The 14,053-nt window shown below is 68.1% G+C and carries 12 protein-coding genes and 2 tRNA genes; 8 read left to right on the top strand and 6 right to left on the bottom strand.

The annotated features are described in order from the left end of the window. Positions 1–58: 58 nt before the first annotated feature. The 3 genes from M2266_RS12460 to M2266_RS12450 form a co-directional block, all read right to left on the bottom strand. On the bottom strand, positions 59–430 hold the full coding sequence (locus M2266_RS12460) for an arsenate reductase family protein (RefSeq protein ID WP_277438258.1): 372 nt from the start codon (positions 428–430) through the stop codon (positions 59–61). 241 nt (positions 431–671) lie between these two features. Continuing rightward, positions 672–1,208 carry a hypothetical protein gene (locus M2266_RS12455; protein ID WP_277438257.1) on the bottom strand — a complete coding sequence of 179 codons (537 nt, stop codon included), beginning with the start codon at positions 1,206–1,208 and terminating at the stop codon, positions 672–674. Positions 1,209–1,903: 695 nt separating this feature from the next. Beyond that, positions 1,904–2,293: a hypothetical protein gene (locus M2266_RS12450; RefSeq protein WP_277438256.1), complete on the bottom strand. Its 390-nt coding sequence runs from the start codon at positions 2,291–2,293 to the stop codon at positions 1,904–1,906. Between the two features lie 188 nt (positions 2,294–2,481). On the opposite strand from M2266_RS12450, the gene M2266_RS12445 reads away from it, so the two are divergent. Next, positions 2,482–2,799 carry a tyrosine-type recombinase/integrase gene (locus M2266_RS12445; protein WP_277441174.1) on the top strand — a complete coding sequence of 106 codons (318 nt, stop codon included), beginning with the start codon at positions 2,482–2,484 and terminating at the stop codon, positions 2,797–2,799. 66 nt (positions 2,800–2,865) lie between these two features. Here M2266_RS12445 and M2266_RS12440 read toward each other — a convergent pair. After that, positions 2,866–2,939 (bottom strand) — tRNA-Gly (locus M2266_RS12440). 157 nt (positions 2,940–3,096) lie between these two features. On the opposite strand from M2266_RS12440, the gene M2266_RS12435 reads away from it, so the two are divergent. From M2266_RS12435 to clpX, 5 genes are all read left to right on the top strand, one after another. Continuing rightward, positions 3,097–3,173, top strand: a tRNA-Pro gene (locus M2266_RS12435). A gap of 193 nt (positions 3,174–3,366) precedes the next feature. Then, complete coding sequence (tig, locus tag M2266_RS12430) at positions 3,367–4,776, top strand: trigger factor (protein ID WP_277438255.1); 1,410 nt, start codon at positions 3,367–3,369, stop codon at positions 4,774–4,776. A 253-nt stretch (positions 4,777–5,029) separates the two neighbouring features. After that, the gene (locus M2266_RS12425; protein WP_277441173.1) at positions 5,030–5,635 is read left to right on the top strand and encodes an ATP-dependent Clp protease proteolytic subunit; all 606 of its coding nucleotides are present in this window, start codon (positions 5,030–5,032) and stop codon (positions 5,633–5,635) included. Positions 5,636–5,742: 107 nt separating this feature from the next. After that, positions 5,743–6,381 carry an ATP-dependent Clp protease proteolytic subunit gene (locus tag M2266_RS12420; RefSeq protein WP_138357777.1) on the top strand — a complete coding sequence of 213 codons (639 nt, stop codon included), beginning with the start codon at positions 5,743–5,745 and terminating at the stop codon, positions 6,379–6,381. A gap of 173 nt (positions 6,382–6,554) precedes the next feature. After that, positions 6,555–7,838, top strand: coding sequence for an ATP-dependent Clp protease ATP-binding subunit ClpX (gene clpX, locus M2266_RS12415; RefSeq protein WP_277438254.1), 1,284 nt, complete (start codon positions 6,555–6,557; stop codon positions 7,836–7,838). Positions 7,839–7,915: 77 nt separating this feature from the next. Here the strand turns inward: clpX and M2266_RS12410 are convergent, their stop codons facing one another. Both M2266_RS12410 and M2266_RS12405 read right to left on the bottom strand, forming a co-directional pair. Then, entirely contained in the window at positions 7,916–8,695 is a 780-nt protein-coding gene (locus tag M2266_RS12410) for a hypothetical protein (RefSeq protein ID WP_277438253.1), read from the bottom strand. A gap of 53 nt (positions 8,696–8,748) precedes the next feature. Next, positions 8,749–9,639 carry a hypothetical protein gene (locus M2266_RS12405; RefSeq protein WP_277438252.1) on the bottom strand — a complete coding sequence of 297 codons (891 nt, stop codon included), beginning with the start codon at positions 9,637–9,639 and terminating at the stop codon, positions 8,749–8,751. Between the two features lie 118 nt (positions 9,640–9,757). Between M2266_RS12405 and M2266_RS12400 the strand changes: the two genes are divergently transcribed. Further along, complete coding sequence (locus M2266_RS12400) at positions 9,758–12,388, top strand: valine--tRNA ligase (RefSeq protein WP_277438251.1); 2,631 nt, start codon at positions 9,758–9,760, stop codon at positions 12,386–12,388. Positions 12,389–12,556: 168 nt separating this feature from the next. Further along, complete coding sequence (locus M2266_RS12395; protein ID WP_277441172.1) at positions 12,557–14,044, top strand: folylpolyglutamate synthase/dihydrofolate synthase family protein; 1,488 nt, start codon at positions 12,557–12,559, stop codon at positions 14,042–14,044. The last annotated feature ends 9 nt before the right edge of the window (positions 14,045–14,053 follow it).

The raw sequence follows: 14,053 nt of genomic DNA, 5'->3' as shown, positions 1-14,053 counted from the left end.
TGTTGATCTCCCGCAACTTAGCCCCACCCACTGACAGCGCTTGCGTCGCCTGCCTTCCCTACTCCGAGCCACCCCGCGACAGGGCGTCGCGGACCGCGTCCTCGGTACGGGCCACCCGGGCCGTGCCGTCGTCCGAGGTGATGATCGGGCGCTGGATGAGGGAGGGGTGCGCGGCGAGGGCGCCGATCCAGCGTTCCCGGTCCTCGGGAGTACGGCTCCACTCCGCGAGGCCCAGGTCGGCGGCGGCTGTCTCTCCCGTCCGCGCGATGTCCCACGGCTCGAGCCCGAGCCGCCCCAGCACCGCCCGCAGCTCGTCCGCGTCCGGCGGGTCCTCCAGGTAGCGCCGGACGGTGTACTGCGCGCCCTCGGCGTCCAGCGTGCTCAGCGCGGAGCGGCACTTCGAACAGGCCGGATTGATCCAGATCTCCATGACGGCAGCCTAGAACGTCCGAAACAGGTCCGGCCCGTGACCGGGACGGGAGTCCTCGGGCACGGGCCGGAGCCGTACAGAGCGGGCGACGGGAATCGAACCCGCGTAGCCGGCCCAGCTCAGGAGTCGATTCCTCTGGGTTCATCTGGATTCATAGATGGTCGGCCGCGAAGCTGTCGACGGGTGTCGGTCTCGTCTGAACTGCCGCGAACGGTGCTGAACGAGACGGAAACTAAGACGGTCACTCGCGCGCCTGAGCGCATGGCAGTTCGTGAGACAGAGCGCAGACGTCGTCGCGCATGTGCAGTCTGCGAAGGTCCGCGACCAGTCCGAAGGGGTACTGATGCATCGACCACTTGGCGTGGTAGCCGGCCTCGCCATGCTCTCTGAGCACGTTGTCGGCGGCATCCAGAACGGCGTGCACGAACACCTGACGTGGGTGGGTGGACTGCCAAATCACCGTGCCGCTGGAGTCCGGGAGGTCGGGGCTGACGCCGACGTCGGGGAACTTGTAGATGGTCACGCTGATCGCGTCATCTACTGCGCTGAGCACCCAGCGGAGCTCCTGGGGCTCGGCGTCGAAGAAGAACCGGGCTGAGTGCTGCTGCCCGTACAGCTCGCCCGTGCTCGCCACGAGGTCCGCCAACGCGTCAGTGCAGTAACTCGCGATCACTGATGCCGTCTGAGAATCATCGGTCAGGTCGCATCGCGCCCAACCGTGGCCCACCAGTTCCCACTTCAGCTGAAGGGCGCGCGCTGGCCCTTGATCCATCGACATAGGCCCAGACTACTGGCCGTGATTGGCTCTGAGCTTGGGAATCACGGACCATTCAGCGGATTATGTGGGTGCCGCCCTGTGGAGAGGGCCGGTAAGGAGGCCTGTGGTATCGGGAGCTTGGATCCGGTATTTACCGTGGTTTACCGCTCTACCGGGCACGCATCGGGCACGGCCCGTCCGCACTGGCTGTGCTCCGTCCGAGGGCATAGGGACTTTGTTGACAGGCAGTTGGGGTTCATGGGAGTCTGCCGTTTCACCTACTTCGCTCTCGCCCTTGTAGGTCGAGCTGATGCGCTGGGCCCTGTGAGCCCTACTATTTCTCTAGCTCGACTGCATCCCGTTTCGTCAAAGGATGTAGTCGATGTTTTATTGGATCTTGCTCGTTGCGAGCGTCCTTCCCTGGCTGGTCAGACTGGTTGTGGCAGTGATCGCACTTCGGCGGTGTGACTCCCGGGACGTACCGGAGGTCGTGAAAGCGCTAGCGCTGAGTCGTAAGGCAAAGTAGCGCGCTAAGAATGCCCCGGATTACCATAGTCCGGGGCATTTTCGCGTACCTGCACTTCTCCGGCCACGCCTCGCTGTGCGCGGCCCTGAGCTCTCTGAAGACTGCCTTGCAGACCCCGGAGGCCCGGAGCTACGGGCCAGCGGCGAGCGCAGCGAGTCGCTTTGATCTGGTAGGGAAACTCCCACCGCGCTCACTCGTGAGAGGCGTGTCCGGTCACGGTTGCATCTTGCGCCCGGAACTCGTCCAGCAACTCGAAGAACACATCCATCGCGGGCTGGCCAGTCGCATCCGCCTGTCGTTCAATGACGGACGCCCAGCCCAGGGCGCTGCGGCCCGTGCGCTGCCACAACCACTCGGAGAACGGGCTCTGGCTCCCGGGATTCCAGAAGTCGAAAGCCTCCTCGACATCGTGAACGCCCAAGGCCACCCGATACCCAGTCAGCATCGAGTTCAGGTGCTGCAGTGAGCTGCGGTGCACCCACATCCCCGGACGCAGACGCACCTCATCAAGGAAGTCGTACACATCGTGCAGTTCGGTCAGCTGTCTGGGTGCCCGTCTGGCCTGCCCCGCCTCAGTCATGCCGTCACCCTACGACGGTCAGAGCTCCACCAAAGGGGCCATGGCCTTCATGGTAAACAGCAGACAGAGCCTCGGGCGGGACAGCCCTTAGGTCACGTGAAACATCGCGGGACGTCCGAGCGCCAAACCTCACCTGAGAGCCGCAAGGCTCATGCCGGGCGTCCTTGTGAGCGGACGGCCGGGTCTTCATCGGATCACGGAAGGCCGTTCCGCGCCGGAACCACTTCGGGAAGCTCTGGCGGAAGGCGTGCGATACGGCCGGAATCAAGGGCTTGCACTTCCATGCTCTGCGGCATACCGGCAAGACCCTGGCGGCCGCGACCGGCGCCAGCACCAAGGAGCTCATGACGCGGATGGGCCACAGCACGGCCCGCGCCGCGCTGATCTACCAGCACGCCGGCGCGGAGCGGGAACGGCTGATCGGTGACGCGGTGAGCGCCTTCGTGGAACGGGCACGGCAGCAAGATCACGGACCGGACGGGCGCGCCGGGGGCACGAGAGGCTGAACGAAGATCGGGAACGACAACGGCCCAGGTCGGGGGAGTACCCCTCTGACCTGGGCCGTAACCATCTGGAGCGGGCGACGGGAATCGAACCCGCGTAGCTAGTTTGGAAGACTAGGGCTCTACCATTGAGCTACGCCCGCAGCGCCACAGATTCTGGCACACCGCATCGTAGCGGCTCGCACACCCCCGCCGCACACCGGTTGATCCGGGCGCGGCGCGTGCCGAATTCTGTTGAAGTCGCGACGGAATATTGGCCGCCCGCGCGTACCAGGGCATGTAGCCTACGTCTCGCACCAGCGGGGTGTGGCGCAGCTTGGTAGCGCGTCCGCTTTGGGAGCGGAAGGCCGTCGGTTCGAATCCGGCCACCCCGACCAGATGAGTTTGCCGAGCGGGACGGGCGTGCCCGTCGTACCGGTACTATGCAAGGGCGCCTGTATACGGGGCGACGTAGGGGCGCAGTCCCCGAGTAGTACGTCTCGTCGGCCGCCGGTTCCGCTCACATGGTGGGAACCGGGTGTTGGCGCGATTCTCTAAAGCCCCTGATGTCAGCCCCAAGGAGACCCAACCGTGAAGAGCGCCGTCGAGACTCTGAACCCGACCCGGGTTCGACTCACTGTCGAGGTGCCCTTCGAGGAGCTCAAGCCCAGCCTCGACGCGGCCTACAAGAAGATCAACCAGCAGGTCACGGTGCCGGGATTCCGCAAGGGCAAGATCCCCGCGCGCGTCATCGACCAGCGGTTCGGTCGCGGCTCGGTCCTCGAAGAGGCCATCAACGACGCACTCCCGAAGTTCTACACGGAGGCCGTCAGCGAGGGTGAGCTGAACGTTCTCGGCCAGCCCGACGTCGACATCACCGAGTTCAACGACGGTCAGGACCTCAAGTTCACCGCCGAGGTCGACATCCGTCCGGCGATCGAGATCCCGGACTACTCCGGCATCGAGGTCACCGTCGACGCCCTCGAGGTGTCGGACGAGGACGTGGACAAGTCGCTGGAGCAGCTCCGCGAGCGCTTCGCGTCGACCACGCCGGTCGAGCGCGCCGCCGCCGAGGGCGATGTCGTGGTCCTGGACCTCGAGGCCTCCGTGGACGGCGAGGTCCTCGAGGACGGCGTCGCGCAGGGCATCAGCTACACCATCGGCTCCGGCCAGCTGCTCGAGGGCATCGACGAGGCCGTCATCGGTCTCGAGGCCGGCGGCACCGCCACCTTCGACTCCGAGCTCAAGGGCGGCTCCGCCGCCGGCAAGACCTCGTCGGTCAAGGTGGACGTGACGTCCGTCCAGGCCCGCGAGCTGCCCGCGCTGGACGACGACTTCGCCCAGCTGGCGAGCGAGTTCGACACCCTCGAGGAGCTGCGCGCGGACAGCGTCAAGCGCCTCGAGAACATGAAGCGCTACGACCAGGCCACCCAGGCCCAGGAGAAGGTGCTCGACGCCCTCCTGGAGCTGGTCGAGGTCCCGATGCCGGAGAAGCTCCTGGCGGACGAGATCCAGACCCGCAAGCACAACCTGGAGCACCACCAGTTCCCGGCCATGGGCCTGGACTGGGACGGCTACCTGGAGCGCGAGGGCAAGACCGCCGAGGAGCACGACGCGGAGCTCGGCGCGCAGGCCACCAAGGGCATCAAGACCCAGTTCATCCTGGACGAGCTCGTCTCCAAGGAGCAGCTGTCGGTCAACCAGGAGGAGCTCACCGAGCACCTCATGCGCCGCGCCGCGTCCTCGGGCATGAGCCCGGACCAGTTCGCCCAGGCCGTCGTCGAGGGCGGCCAGGTGCCGATGCTCGTCGGCGAGGTCGCCCGCGGCAAGGCGCTCGCGGTGGTCGTCGAGGCCGCCAAGGTCACCGACACCAACGGTGAGACGGTCGACCTGGACGACGAGGTCGAGGACGAGGATGCCGTGACGGTGGAGGCCGGCTCCGACGAGGAGACCGCCGCCGCCGACGAGGCCGCCGACGAGGCGACCTCCGACAAGGCCTGACCTGTTCGCACGACGGGCCCGGACGCGAAGCCGCGTTCGGGCCCGTTTTGCTTACCCGGGTGGTGAGCCTGCGCTCACAGCGAACAGTTTCGCGTAGGGGATTGCTGGGCCCCACCTGCGCGTTAGGGTCCAAGGAAGGATGGCGGGGGACTGACTCCCCGGCCGCCAGAAAAGACGCGAAGACGCGAAGACGAAGACGCTGAGACGGCCCCGGGCCGTCCGACAACGAGCAGGTGGATACGTGACGACTCCGATGCCTTCCGCCGCCGGCGAGCCGACCATCGGTGGACTCGGCGACCAGGTCTACAACCGACTGCTCAACGAGCGGATCATCTTCCTCGGCCAGGCGGTCGACGACGATATCGCCAACAAGATCACCGCGCAGCTGCTCCTCCTCGCCGCTGACCCGGACAAGGACATCTACCTCTACATCAACTCGCCCGGCGGCTCCGTGACGGCCGGCATGGCGATCTACGACACGATGCAGTACATCAAGAACGACGTCGTGACGATCGCCATGGGCCTCGCCGCCTCGATGGGCCAGTTCCTGCTCACCGCGGGCACCCCCGGCAAGCGTTTCGCGCTGCCGAACACCCGGATCCTGATGCACCAGCCCTCCGCGGGTCTGGGCGGCTCCGCCACCGACATCAAGATCCAGGCCGAGCAGCTGCTGCACACCAAGCGGCGGATGGCCGAGCTCATCGCGCAGCACAGCGGCCAGAGCGTCGAGCAGATCACCAAGGACTCCGACCGCGACCGCTGGTTCTCGGCCGAGGAGGCCACCGCCTACGGCCTGCTGGACGAGGTCATGCTCACCGCCTCCGGCGTTCCGGGCGGTGGCGGCACCGGGGCTGCCTGAGCACCTCAGGACCCCTCCGCCGAACCCGCCCAGCCCACTGCTCATCACCAGGACGGTGAAAGTGAACTCCCTGAATTTTCCCCGGTAGCGGCCTCTACGAGCGCACGATGGCCGAGGCGCCAGGTGTGCTCGGCGCCGAGGCCCGCTACATCATCCCGCGCTTCGTCGAGCGCACCTCGCAGGGCGTGCGCGAGTACGACCCGTACGCGAAGCTCTTCGAGGAGCGCGTGATCTTCCTCGGCGTGCAGATCGACGACGCGTCGGCGAACGACGTCATGGCGCAGCTGCTGTGCCTGGAGTCGATGGACCCGGACCGCGACATCTCCGTCTACATCAACTCGCCCGGTGGCTCGTTCACGGCCCTCACGGCCATCTACGACACCATGCAGTTCGTGAAGCCGGACATCCAGACGGTCTGCATGGGCCAGGCGGCCTCCGCCGCGGCCGTGCTGCTCGCGGCCGGCAGCCCCGGCAAGCGGATGGCGCTGCCGAACGCCCGGATCCTGATCCACCAGCCGTACAGCGAGACCGGCCGGGGTCAGGTCTCCGACCTGGAGATCGCGGCCAACGAAATCATCCGGATGCGCGCGCAGCTGGAGGAGATGCTCTCCAAGCACTCCACCACGCCGATCGAGCAGATCCGCGAGGACATCGAGCGCGACAAGATCCTGACCGCCGAGGAAGCCCTCGCGTACGGTCTCGTCGACCAGATCGTCTCCACCCGTAAGACCTCCGCGTCGGTCTGACGGGCAGGTCGCGGTACCCCTGCGGGGCACCGGAGTGCGGAAGTGTTACCGCCCTCCTTGGACTGAGTAGGTCCAAGGGGGGCCCGCACGGGGGGCGCGGCAAGGTACCGTCGATGAGAGAAGCACCAGGTTCCGTTGGACTAGGCGGATCCCAGGCGAAGGGGAAACACCTCGTGGCACGCATCGGTGACGGCGGCGACCTGCTCAAGTGCTCGTTCTGCGGCAAGAGCCAGAAGCAGGTGAAGAAGCTCATCGCAGGGCCTGGTGTGTACATCTGCGATGAGTGCATCGATCTCTGCAACGAGATCATCGAGGAGGAGCTGGCCGAGTCCTCCGAAGTGCGGTGGGAGGATCTGCCCAAGCCGCGGGAGATCTACGAGTTCCTGGAGAGCTACGTCGTCGGCCAGGAGCCGGCGAAGAAGGCCCTCTCGGTCGCGGTCTACAACCACTACAAGCGGGTGCAGGCCGGCGAGAACAGCGGCCGGGGCCACGACGATGCCATCGAGCTCGCCAAGTCGAACATCCTGCTCCTCGGTCCCACCGGCTCCGGCAAGACGCTGCTCGCGCAGACCCTCGCCCGGATGCTGAACGTGCCGTTCGCCATCGCCGACGCCACCGCGCTCACCGAGGCGGGCTACGTCGGCGAGGACGTCGAGAACATCCTGCTGAAGCTGATCCAGGCGGCCGACTACGACGTCAAGAAGGCCGAGACCGGGATCATCTACATCGATGAGATCGACAAGGTCGCCCGCAAGAGCGAGAACCCCTCGATCACCCGGGACGTGTCCGGTGAGGGCGTCCAGCAGGCGCTGCTGAAGATCCTCGAAGGCACGACGGCCTCGGTGCCGCCGCAGGGCGGGCGCAAGCACCCGCACCAGGAGTTCATCCAGATCGACACCACGAACGTGCTGTTCATCGTGGGCGGTGCCTTCGCGGGCCTGGAGAAGATCATCGAATCGCGGGCCGGCGCCAAGGGCATCGGCTTCGGCGCGACGATCCGCTCCAAGCGCGAGATCCAGGCCGCGAACCAGTTCCAGGAGATCATGCCGGAGGACCTGGTGAAGTTCGGGATGATTCCCGAGTTCATCGGCCGTCTGCCGGTCATCACCTCCGTCCACAACCTGGACCGCGAGGCGCTGCTGCAGATCCTCGTGGAGCCGAAGAACGCGCTGGTGAAGCAGTACCAGAAGCTCTTCGAACTCGACGGTGTGGAGCTGGAGTTCGAGTACAGCGCGCTGGAAGCCATCGCCGACCAGGCGATCCTCCGCCAGACCGGCGCGCGCGGGCTGCGCGCCATCATGGAGGAGGTGCTGATGTCCGTGATGTACGAGGTGCCGTCCCGCAAGGACGTCGCCCGCGTCGTCATCACCGACGAGGTCGTGCACTCCAACGTCAACCCGACGCTGGTGCCGCGTGAGCCGCGCATCGTCGGCAAGGGCGAGCAGAAGAGCGCCTGACACCCGTTACGTCGAAGGGGGCGCCCGGCAACTGCCGGGCGCCCCCTTCGCGTTGTGCGGCTACCGCGCGGGCGCGGCTACTTCTTGACGCGGATCTCGCTGCGGATCTTGGCCGTGGTGTTCGCCCACTCGGCGGCGGAGGGGGGCGTGGACGTACCGCTGAGGTCGATGTTGATGTACATCGAGATCATCACGGTGCTGTCGTCGCCCCAGACGCAGTACGGCATGGACGAGCCGCCGCCGGCGCACTTCATCACGGCGCCGTCGAATCCGGCGGGGTGCTGCTCGGTGGCCTCGGAGCCGCTCTTGCTGAGGCCGCTCGACAGGATCTTGTCGACCGCGGCCTTCGGGTCCGTGACGTTGCCCTCGCCACCGGAGAGGGAGACCGTCGTCTTGTCGGACTTGTACGTTCCCCGCACGCTCGCCGGGTCGGTGATGCCGGCGTCCGACTTGCCCTTCTCCGGGGCGCCGATGTTCTCCGACGACTTCGTGTACTTGCCGTCGGCGATCTTCTCCGGGAAAGCGATCTTGTAGTCGCCGCCACCGCCACTGGACCCGCCGCTGGTGGCGAAGTAGATGCCGCCGGCGATCGCGGCGAGCACCACGACACCGACCACCACACCCACGGTCTTGCCCTTGCCCTGCGGCGGCTGCGGCGGGTACCCGGGCTGCTGGCCGTTCCAGCCCTGCTGCGGCTGCAGAGTCTGCTGCGGGTAACCCTGCTGCTGCGGCCAGCCCTGCTGCGGAGGCTGCTGGGGGTGACCGCCGTAGCCGGGCTGGGGCTGCGGCTGTCCGTAGGGCTGCTGCGGCTGCTGCGGCTGCTGGCCGTAGCCCGGCGGCGGCTGGTTGTAGCTCATGTCGCTGATTCCCCTCGTGGAACGTACGTCTTGCTTCGTGTGCCCGGGTCTCGTTACGTGGTTTCTCTGATCTCGACGCGGGCTTCCTTGCGGACCTTCGCGGTGGTGACCGCGATGTCGCTGATGCTGGGAGGGCCTACGCCGGCGAGCGCGGCGATCGGGTCGCCGACCAGGACGATGCCCACCGTGCTGCGGTCGGCCCACATACACAGCGGGAAGTCCGCGCTCTTCACCGGAGAGTTGCTGCCGGAGGGCGCCTTGTACCGGGCCATCTGGCACTTCATGACGGCGCCGGCGTCGAGCCCCTCCGGCGTGACCTTCTGCGGAGTCCCGAGGAACTCCACGTCGTCCTCTCTGACGAGGTCCTTCTTGCCGACGACGAAGAGCGTGTCCACCTCAAGCTCGGGGTTGGCCACCGTGCCCCAGGCGCCCCGGAACAGCATGTGCTTCTGGGCACTGGTGTCGTAGCCCCCGCCCGCCGGCTGCGGGTTCGCGATCCCGGGCGTGGAACTCAACGAGGCTTTGGCGGCGGAGTCCAGCGGGTTCTTGAGCTGGAACTCCCCGGCGAGGGTCTGCGGAGTGGTCAGCTTGTACTTCTTGCCGTCGTCGCCGCCGCCGGTCTTGCTGTCGGCGCCGCCACTGCTGCTGACGGTGTCGTGGACCTTGTCGCTGTCGCTGCCGAGCAGCGCGAACGCGCCCCCGCCGATCGCGGCGATCACCACCACGACCGCGACGATGATCCACGCCGTGTTCTTCCGGCCGGTCGGCGGCTGCGGAGGGTAGCCGTACCCGGGCTGCTGAGCCTGCCACCCGTAGCCGCCCTGCTGCGGCTGCCCGTAGCCACCGGGCTGCGGCTGCTGCTGCCCGTAGGGATTCGGCTGCTGCCCGTAGGGGTTCGGCTGCCCCCCGTAACCGGGATCGGGCGGCGGTTGGTTGTAGCTCATCTGACGCGTCCCCTCCGTAAGACCGTGCGCCCATCCTTCCGGATGTCTTATCCGTCGCTTACGCCGGGCTCGCTACGGCTTCGTAACGAGCGGTGCGGGGCGCCCGTAGAATGGCCGGGTGACCGACAACTCTCAGCGCAGCCCCCATGGCGGGCCGAACAGCACCCCCGAACTGCCGACCGCGTACGTGCCGGCCGAGGTAGAGGGGAAGCTGTACGAGCGCTGGGTGGAGCGTGGGTACTTCGAGGCCGACGCGAAGAGCGACAAGCCGCCTTACACGATCGTCATCCCGCCGCCGAACGTGACGGGCAGCCTGCACCTGGGCCACGCCTTCGAGCACACGATCATCGACTCCCTGACCCGCCGCAAGCGGATGCAGGGGTACGAGACGCTGTGGCAGCCGGGCATGGACCACGCGGGCATCGCCACCCAGAACGTCGTCGAGCGCGAGCTGGCCAAGGACGGCAAGTCCCGTCACGACCTGGGCCGCGAGGCGTTTGTCGAGAAGGTCTGGCAGTGGAAGGAAGAGTCCGGCGGCCAGATCTCCGGCCAGATGCGCCGCCTCGGCGACGGCGTCGACTGGTCGCGTGAGCGCTTCACGATGGACGAGGGCCTGTCCCAGTCCGTCCAGACCATCTTCAAGAAGCTCTACGACGACGAGCTGATCTACCGCGCCGAGCGCATCATCAACTGGTGCCCGCGCTGTCTGACCGCCATCTCGGACATCGAGGTGGAGTACCAGGACGACGACGGCGAGCTCGTCTCCATTCGCTACGGCGAGGGCGACAACGCCATCGTCGTCGCCACCACCCGCGCCGAGACGATGCTCGGCGACACCGCCGTCGCCGTCCACCCGGACGACGAGCGCTACGCGCACCTGGTCGGCACCGAGATCGAACTGCCGCTCACCGGCCGCCGCATCCCGATCGTCGCGGACGAGCACGTGGACCCGGAGTTCGGCACCGGCGCCGTCAAGGTGACCCCGGCGCACGACCCGAACGACTTCGAGATCGGCCGCCGGCACGACCTGCCGAACCTCAGCGTCATGGACGAGCGGGCGATCATCACCGTCCCCGGCCCGTTCGAGGGACTGGACCGGCTGGAGGCGCGCAGCGCCATCGTCGGCGCGCTGCGCGCCGAGGGCCGGATCGTCGCGGAGAAGCGCCCGTACTCCCACTCCGTGGGCCACTGCTCGCGCTGCAAGACCACCATCGAGCCGCGGCTGTCGCTCCAGTGGTGGGTCAAGGTCGGCCCGTTGGCGAAAGCCGCGGGCGACGCGGTCCGCGACGGCCGGGTGAAGATCCACCCCAAGGAGATGGAGTCCCGCTACTTCAGCTGGGTCGACAACCTGCACGACTGGTGCATCTCGCGTCAGCTCTGGTGGGGCCACCGCATCCCGGTCTGGTACGGCCCGGCCGGCGAGGTCGTCTGCGTCGGACCGGACGAGCAGCCGCCCAGCGGTGAGGGCTGGACGCAGGACACCGACGTGCTCGACACGTGGTTCTCGTCGGGCCTGTGGCCGTTCTCGACGCTGGGCTGGCCCGAGCGGACCGAGTCGCTGGAGAAGTTCTATCCCAACTCGGTGCTGGTCACCGGGTACGACATCCTCTTCTTCTGGGTTGCCCGGATGATGATGTTCGGCCTGTACGCGATGGACGGCACCCCGCCGTTCCACACCATCGCCCTGCACGGCATGGTCCGCGACCAGTTCGGCAAGAAGATGTCGAAGTCCTTCGGGAACACGGTCAATCCGCTGGAGTGGATGGACAAGTACGGCTCCGACGCCGTCCGCTTCACCCTCGCCCGCGGCGCCAACCCCGGTGTGGACGTGCCGATCGGCGAGGACTGGGTCCAGGCGTCCGGCAAGTTCACCAACAAGATCTGGAACGCGACGCGCTTCGCGCTCATGAACGGTGCGACGGTCGAGGGTGAACTCCCGCCCGTCGAGGACCTGTCGGCCACCGACCGCTGGGTGCTGTCCCGGCTCAACACGGTCGTCGCCCAGGTCGACGCGCTCTACGAGGACTACCAGTTCTCCAAGCTCTCCGAAGCGCTTTTCCACTTCGCGTGGGACGAGGTCTTCGACTGGTACGTCGAGCTGTCGAAGACCACCTTCTTCGCGGGCGGCCGCGGCGCCGAGGTCTCCGGGCGGGTGCTCGGCGAGGTGCTGGACGTGCTGCTGCGGCTGCTGCACCCGGTGGTCCCGTTCGTCACCGAGACGCTGTGGACCACGCTCACCGGCGCCGAGTCGGTCGTCATCGCCGACTGGCCCCAGGACAGCGGCTTCCGCGACGCTGCGGCCGAGAAGGAGATCGCCGGCGTCCAGCAGGTGGTCACCGAGGTCCGCCGGTTCCGCGCCGACCAGGGCCTGCAGCCGGGCCAGAAGGTCCCCGCGCAGCTCACGCTGCCCGGCGGCCTGGCGGCCCACGAGGCGCCCATCCGCCAGCTGCTGCGCCTGCAGCCCGCGGGCGACGACTTCAGCGCCACCGCGACCCTCCCGGTCGCCGGCGGCACCGTCGCGCTGGACCTGTCCGGCACGATCGACGTGGAGGCCGAGCGCAAGCGGCTGACCAAGGACATGGGGCTGGCCGAGAAGGAGAAGGCGCAGGCGCTGGGCAAGCTCGGCAACGAGGCGTTCCTCGCGAAGGCACCGGACCAGGTCGTGGACAAGATCCGGGTCCGGCTCGCGGCGGCCGAGGCGGACATCGCCCGCATCACCGCCCAGCTGGCCGACCTGCCGCAGGGCTGACCCACCGGCACCACCGCCACCACCCGCGCCCCCGGAGAACCGCGTTCTCCGGGGGCGCGCGGCGGCTCGCCCCGCTCACCCGGGCATGGGGACCCGCACCGCCTCCGTAGACTGGGCGGCGTGAGCGAGCACCCCCAGCACGACGACGCGGACGACGCGGCAGCCAACCTGTTCGACGAGAGCCCCGACGAGGACGCCCCCGAGGGCGGGCCCGTCAGGGAAGCCGACATGGCGGTGATCGAGGCAGGCAGCCGTACCCTGCGCACACCCGTCCCGCTCGCGCCGGACGACGGTGTACCCGCCCGGCCGAAGGACCCCGAGACCGAGCGCGAGCTGCGGGAGATCGAGGGAGAGCTGACCGGCCGCTGGCCGGAGACGAAGCTGGAGCCGTCGCTCGACCGGATGACCGCGCTCATGGACATCCTGGGCGACCCGCAGCGCACCTACCCGGCCATCCACATCACCGGGACCAACGGCAAGACCAGCACCGCGCGCATGGTCGAGCAGCTACTGCTCGGCTTCCATCTGCGCACCGGCCGCTACACCAGCCCGCACGTGCAGGCGATGACCGAGCGGATCAGCCTGGACGGGCAGCCGATCAGCGCCGAGAAGTTCATCGAGACCTACCGCGACATCCGGCCGTACATCGAGATGACGGACGCCGCGCAGCCGCACCGGCTGTCGTTCTTCGAGGTGATCACGGCGATGGCCTACGCGGCCTTCGCCGACGCCCCCGTCGACGTCGCGGTCGTCGAGGTCGGCATGGGCGGCAGCTGGGACGCCACCAACGTGATCGACGGCTCGGTCGCCGTCGTCACCCCGATCGCGCTCGACCACACCGACCGGCTCGGCAGCACGCCGGGCGAGATCGCCGTGGAGAAGTCCGGGATCATCAAGAAGGACGCGACCGTCGTGCTGTCCCAGCAGCCCGTCGACGCGGCGACCGTGCTGCTCAAGCACGCCGTCGAGGTGGACGCCACGGTGGCCCGCGAGGGCATGGAGTTCGGCGTCGTGCACCGCGAGATCGCGGTCGGCGGCCAGCTGGTAACGCTGCGCGGTCTCGGTGGCGAGTACGAGCAGATCTTCCTGCCGCTGCACGGCGAGCACCAGGCGCAGAACGCCGCGGTCGCGCTGGCGGCCGTCGAGGCGTTCTTCGGCATCGGCTCCTCCCGGGTCGGCTCGCTGGACATCGACGCCGTCCGCGGCGCCTTCGCGTCCGTCACCTCGCCGGGCCGGCTGGAGGTCATCCGGCGCAGCCCGACCGTCGTCCTGGACGCCGCGCACAACCCGGCCGGCGCGCGGGCCGCGGCGGCCGCGGTCAGTGAGGTCTTCGACTTCACCCACCTGGTCGGCGTCGTCGGACCGAGCGCGGAGAAGGACGTGCGCGGGTTGCTGGAGGCGTTCGAGCCGGTGCTCTCGGAGATCGTGGTGACCCGGAACTCGACCAGTCGGGCGATGGACGTGGACGCGCTGGCCGCGCTGGCGGTCGAGGTCTTCGGCGACGACCGCGTGCAGGTCGAGGCGCGGCTGGACGACGCCATCGAGGCGGCGATCACCCTCGCCGAGGACGAGGGCGCGTACGCGGGGGCGGGCGTGCTCGTCACCGGATCGGTGTTCACCGTAGGAGAGGCCCGGCTGCTGCTGGGCCGGAAGTGAGAGCGGCAC

It is taken from the genome of Streptomyces sp. SPB162, assembly GCF_029504575.1.
Classification (GTDB): domain Bacteria; phylum Actinomycetota; class Actinomycetes; order Streptomycetales; family Streptomycetaceae; genus Actinacidiphila.
The sequence above is the reverse complement of the archived record's forward strand: the minus strand, read 5'-3'. Positions and strand labels throughout refer to the sequence as shown.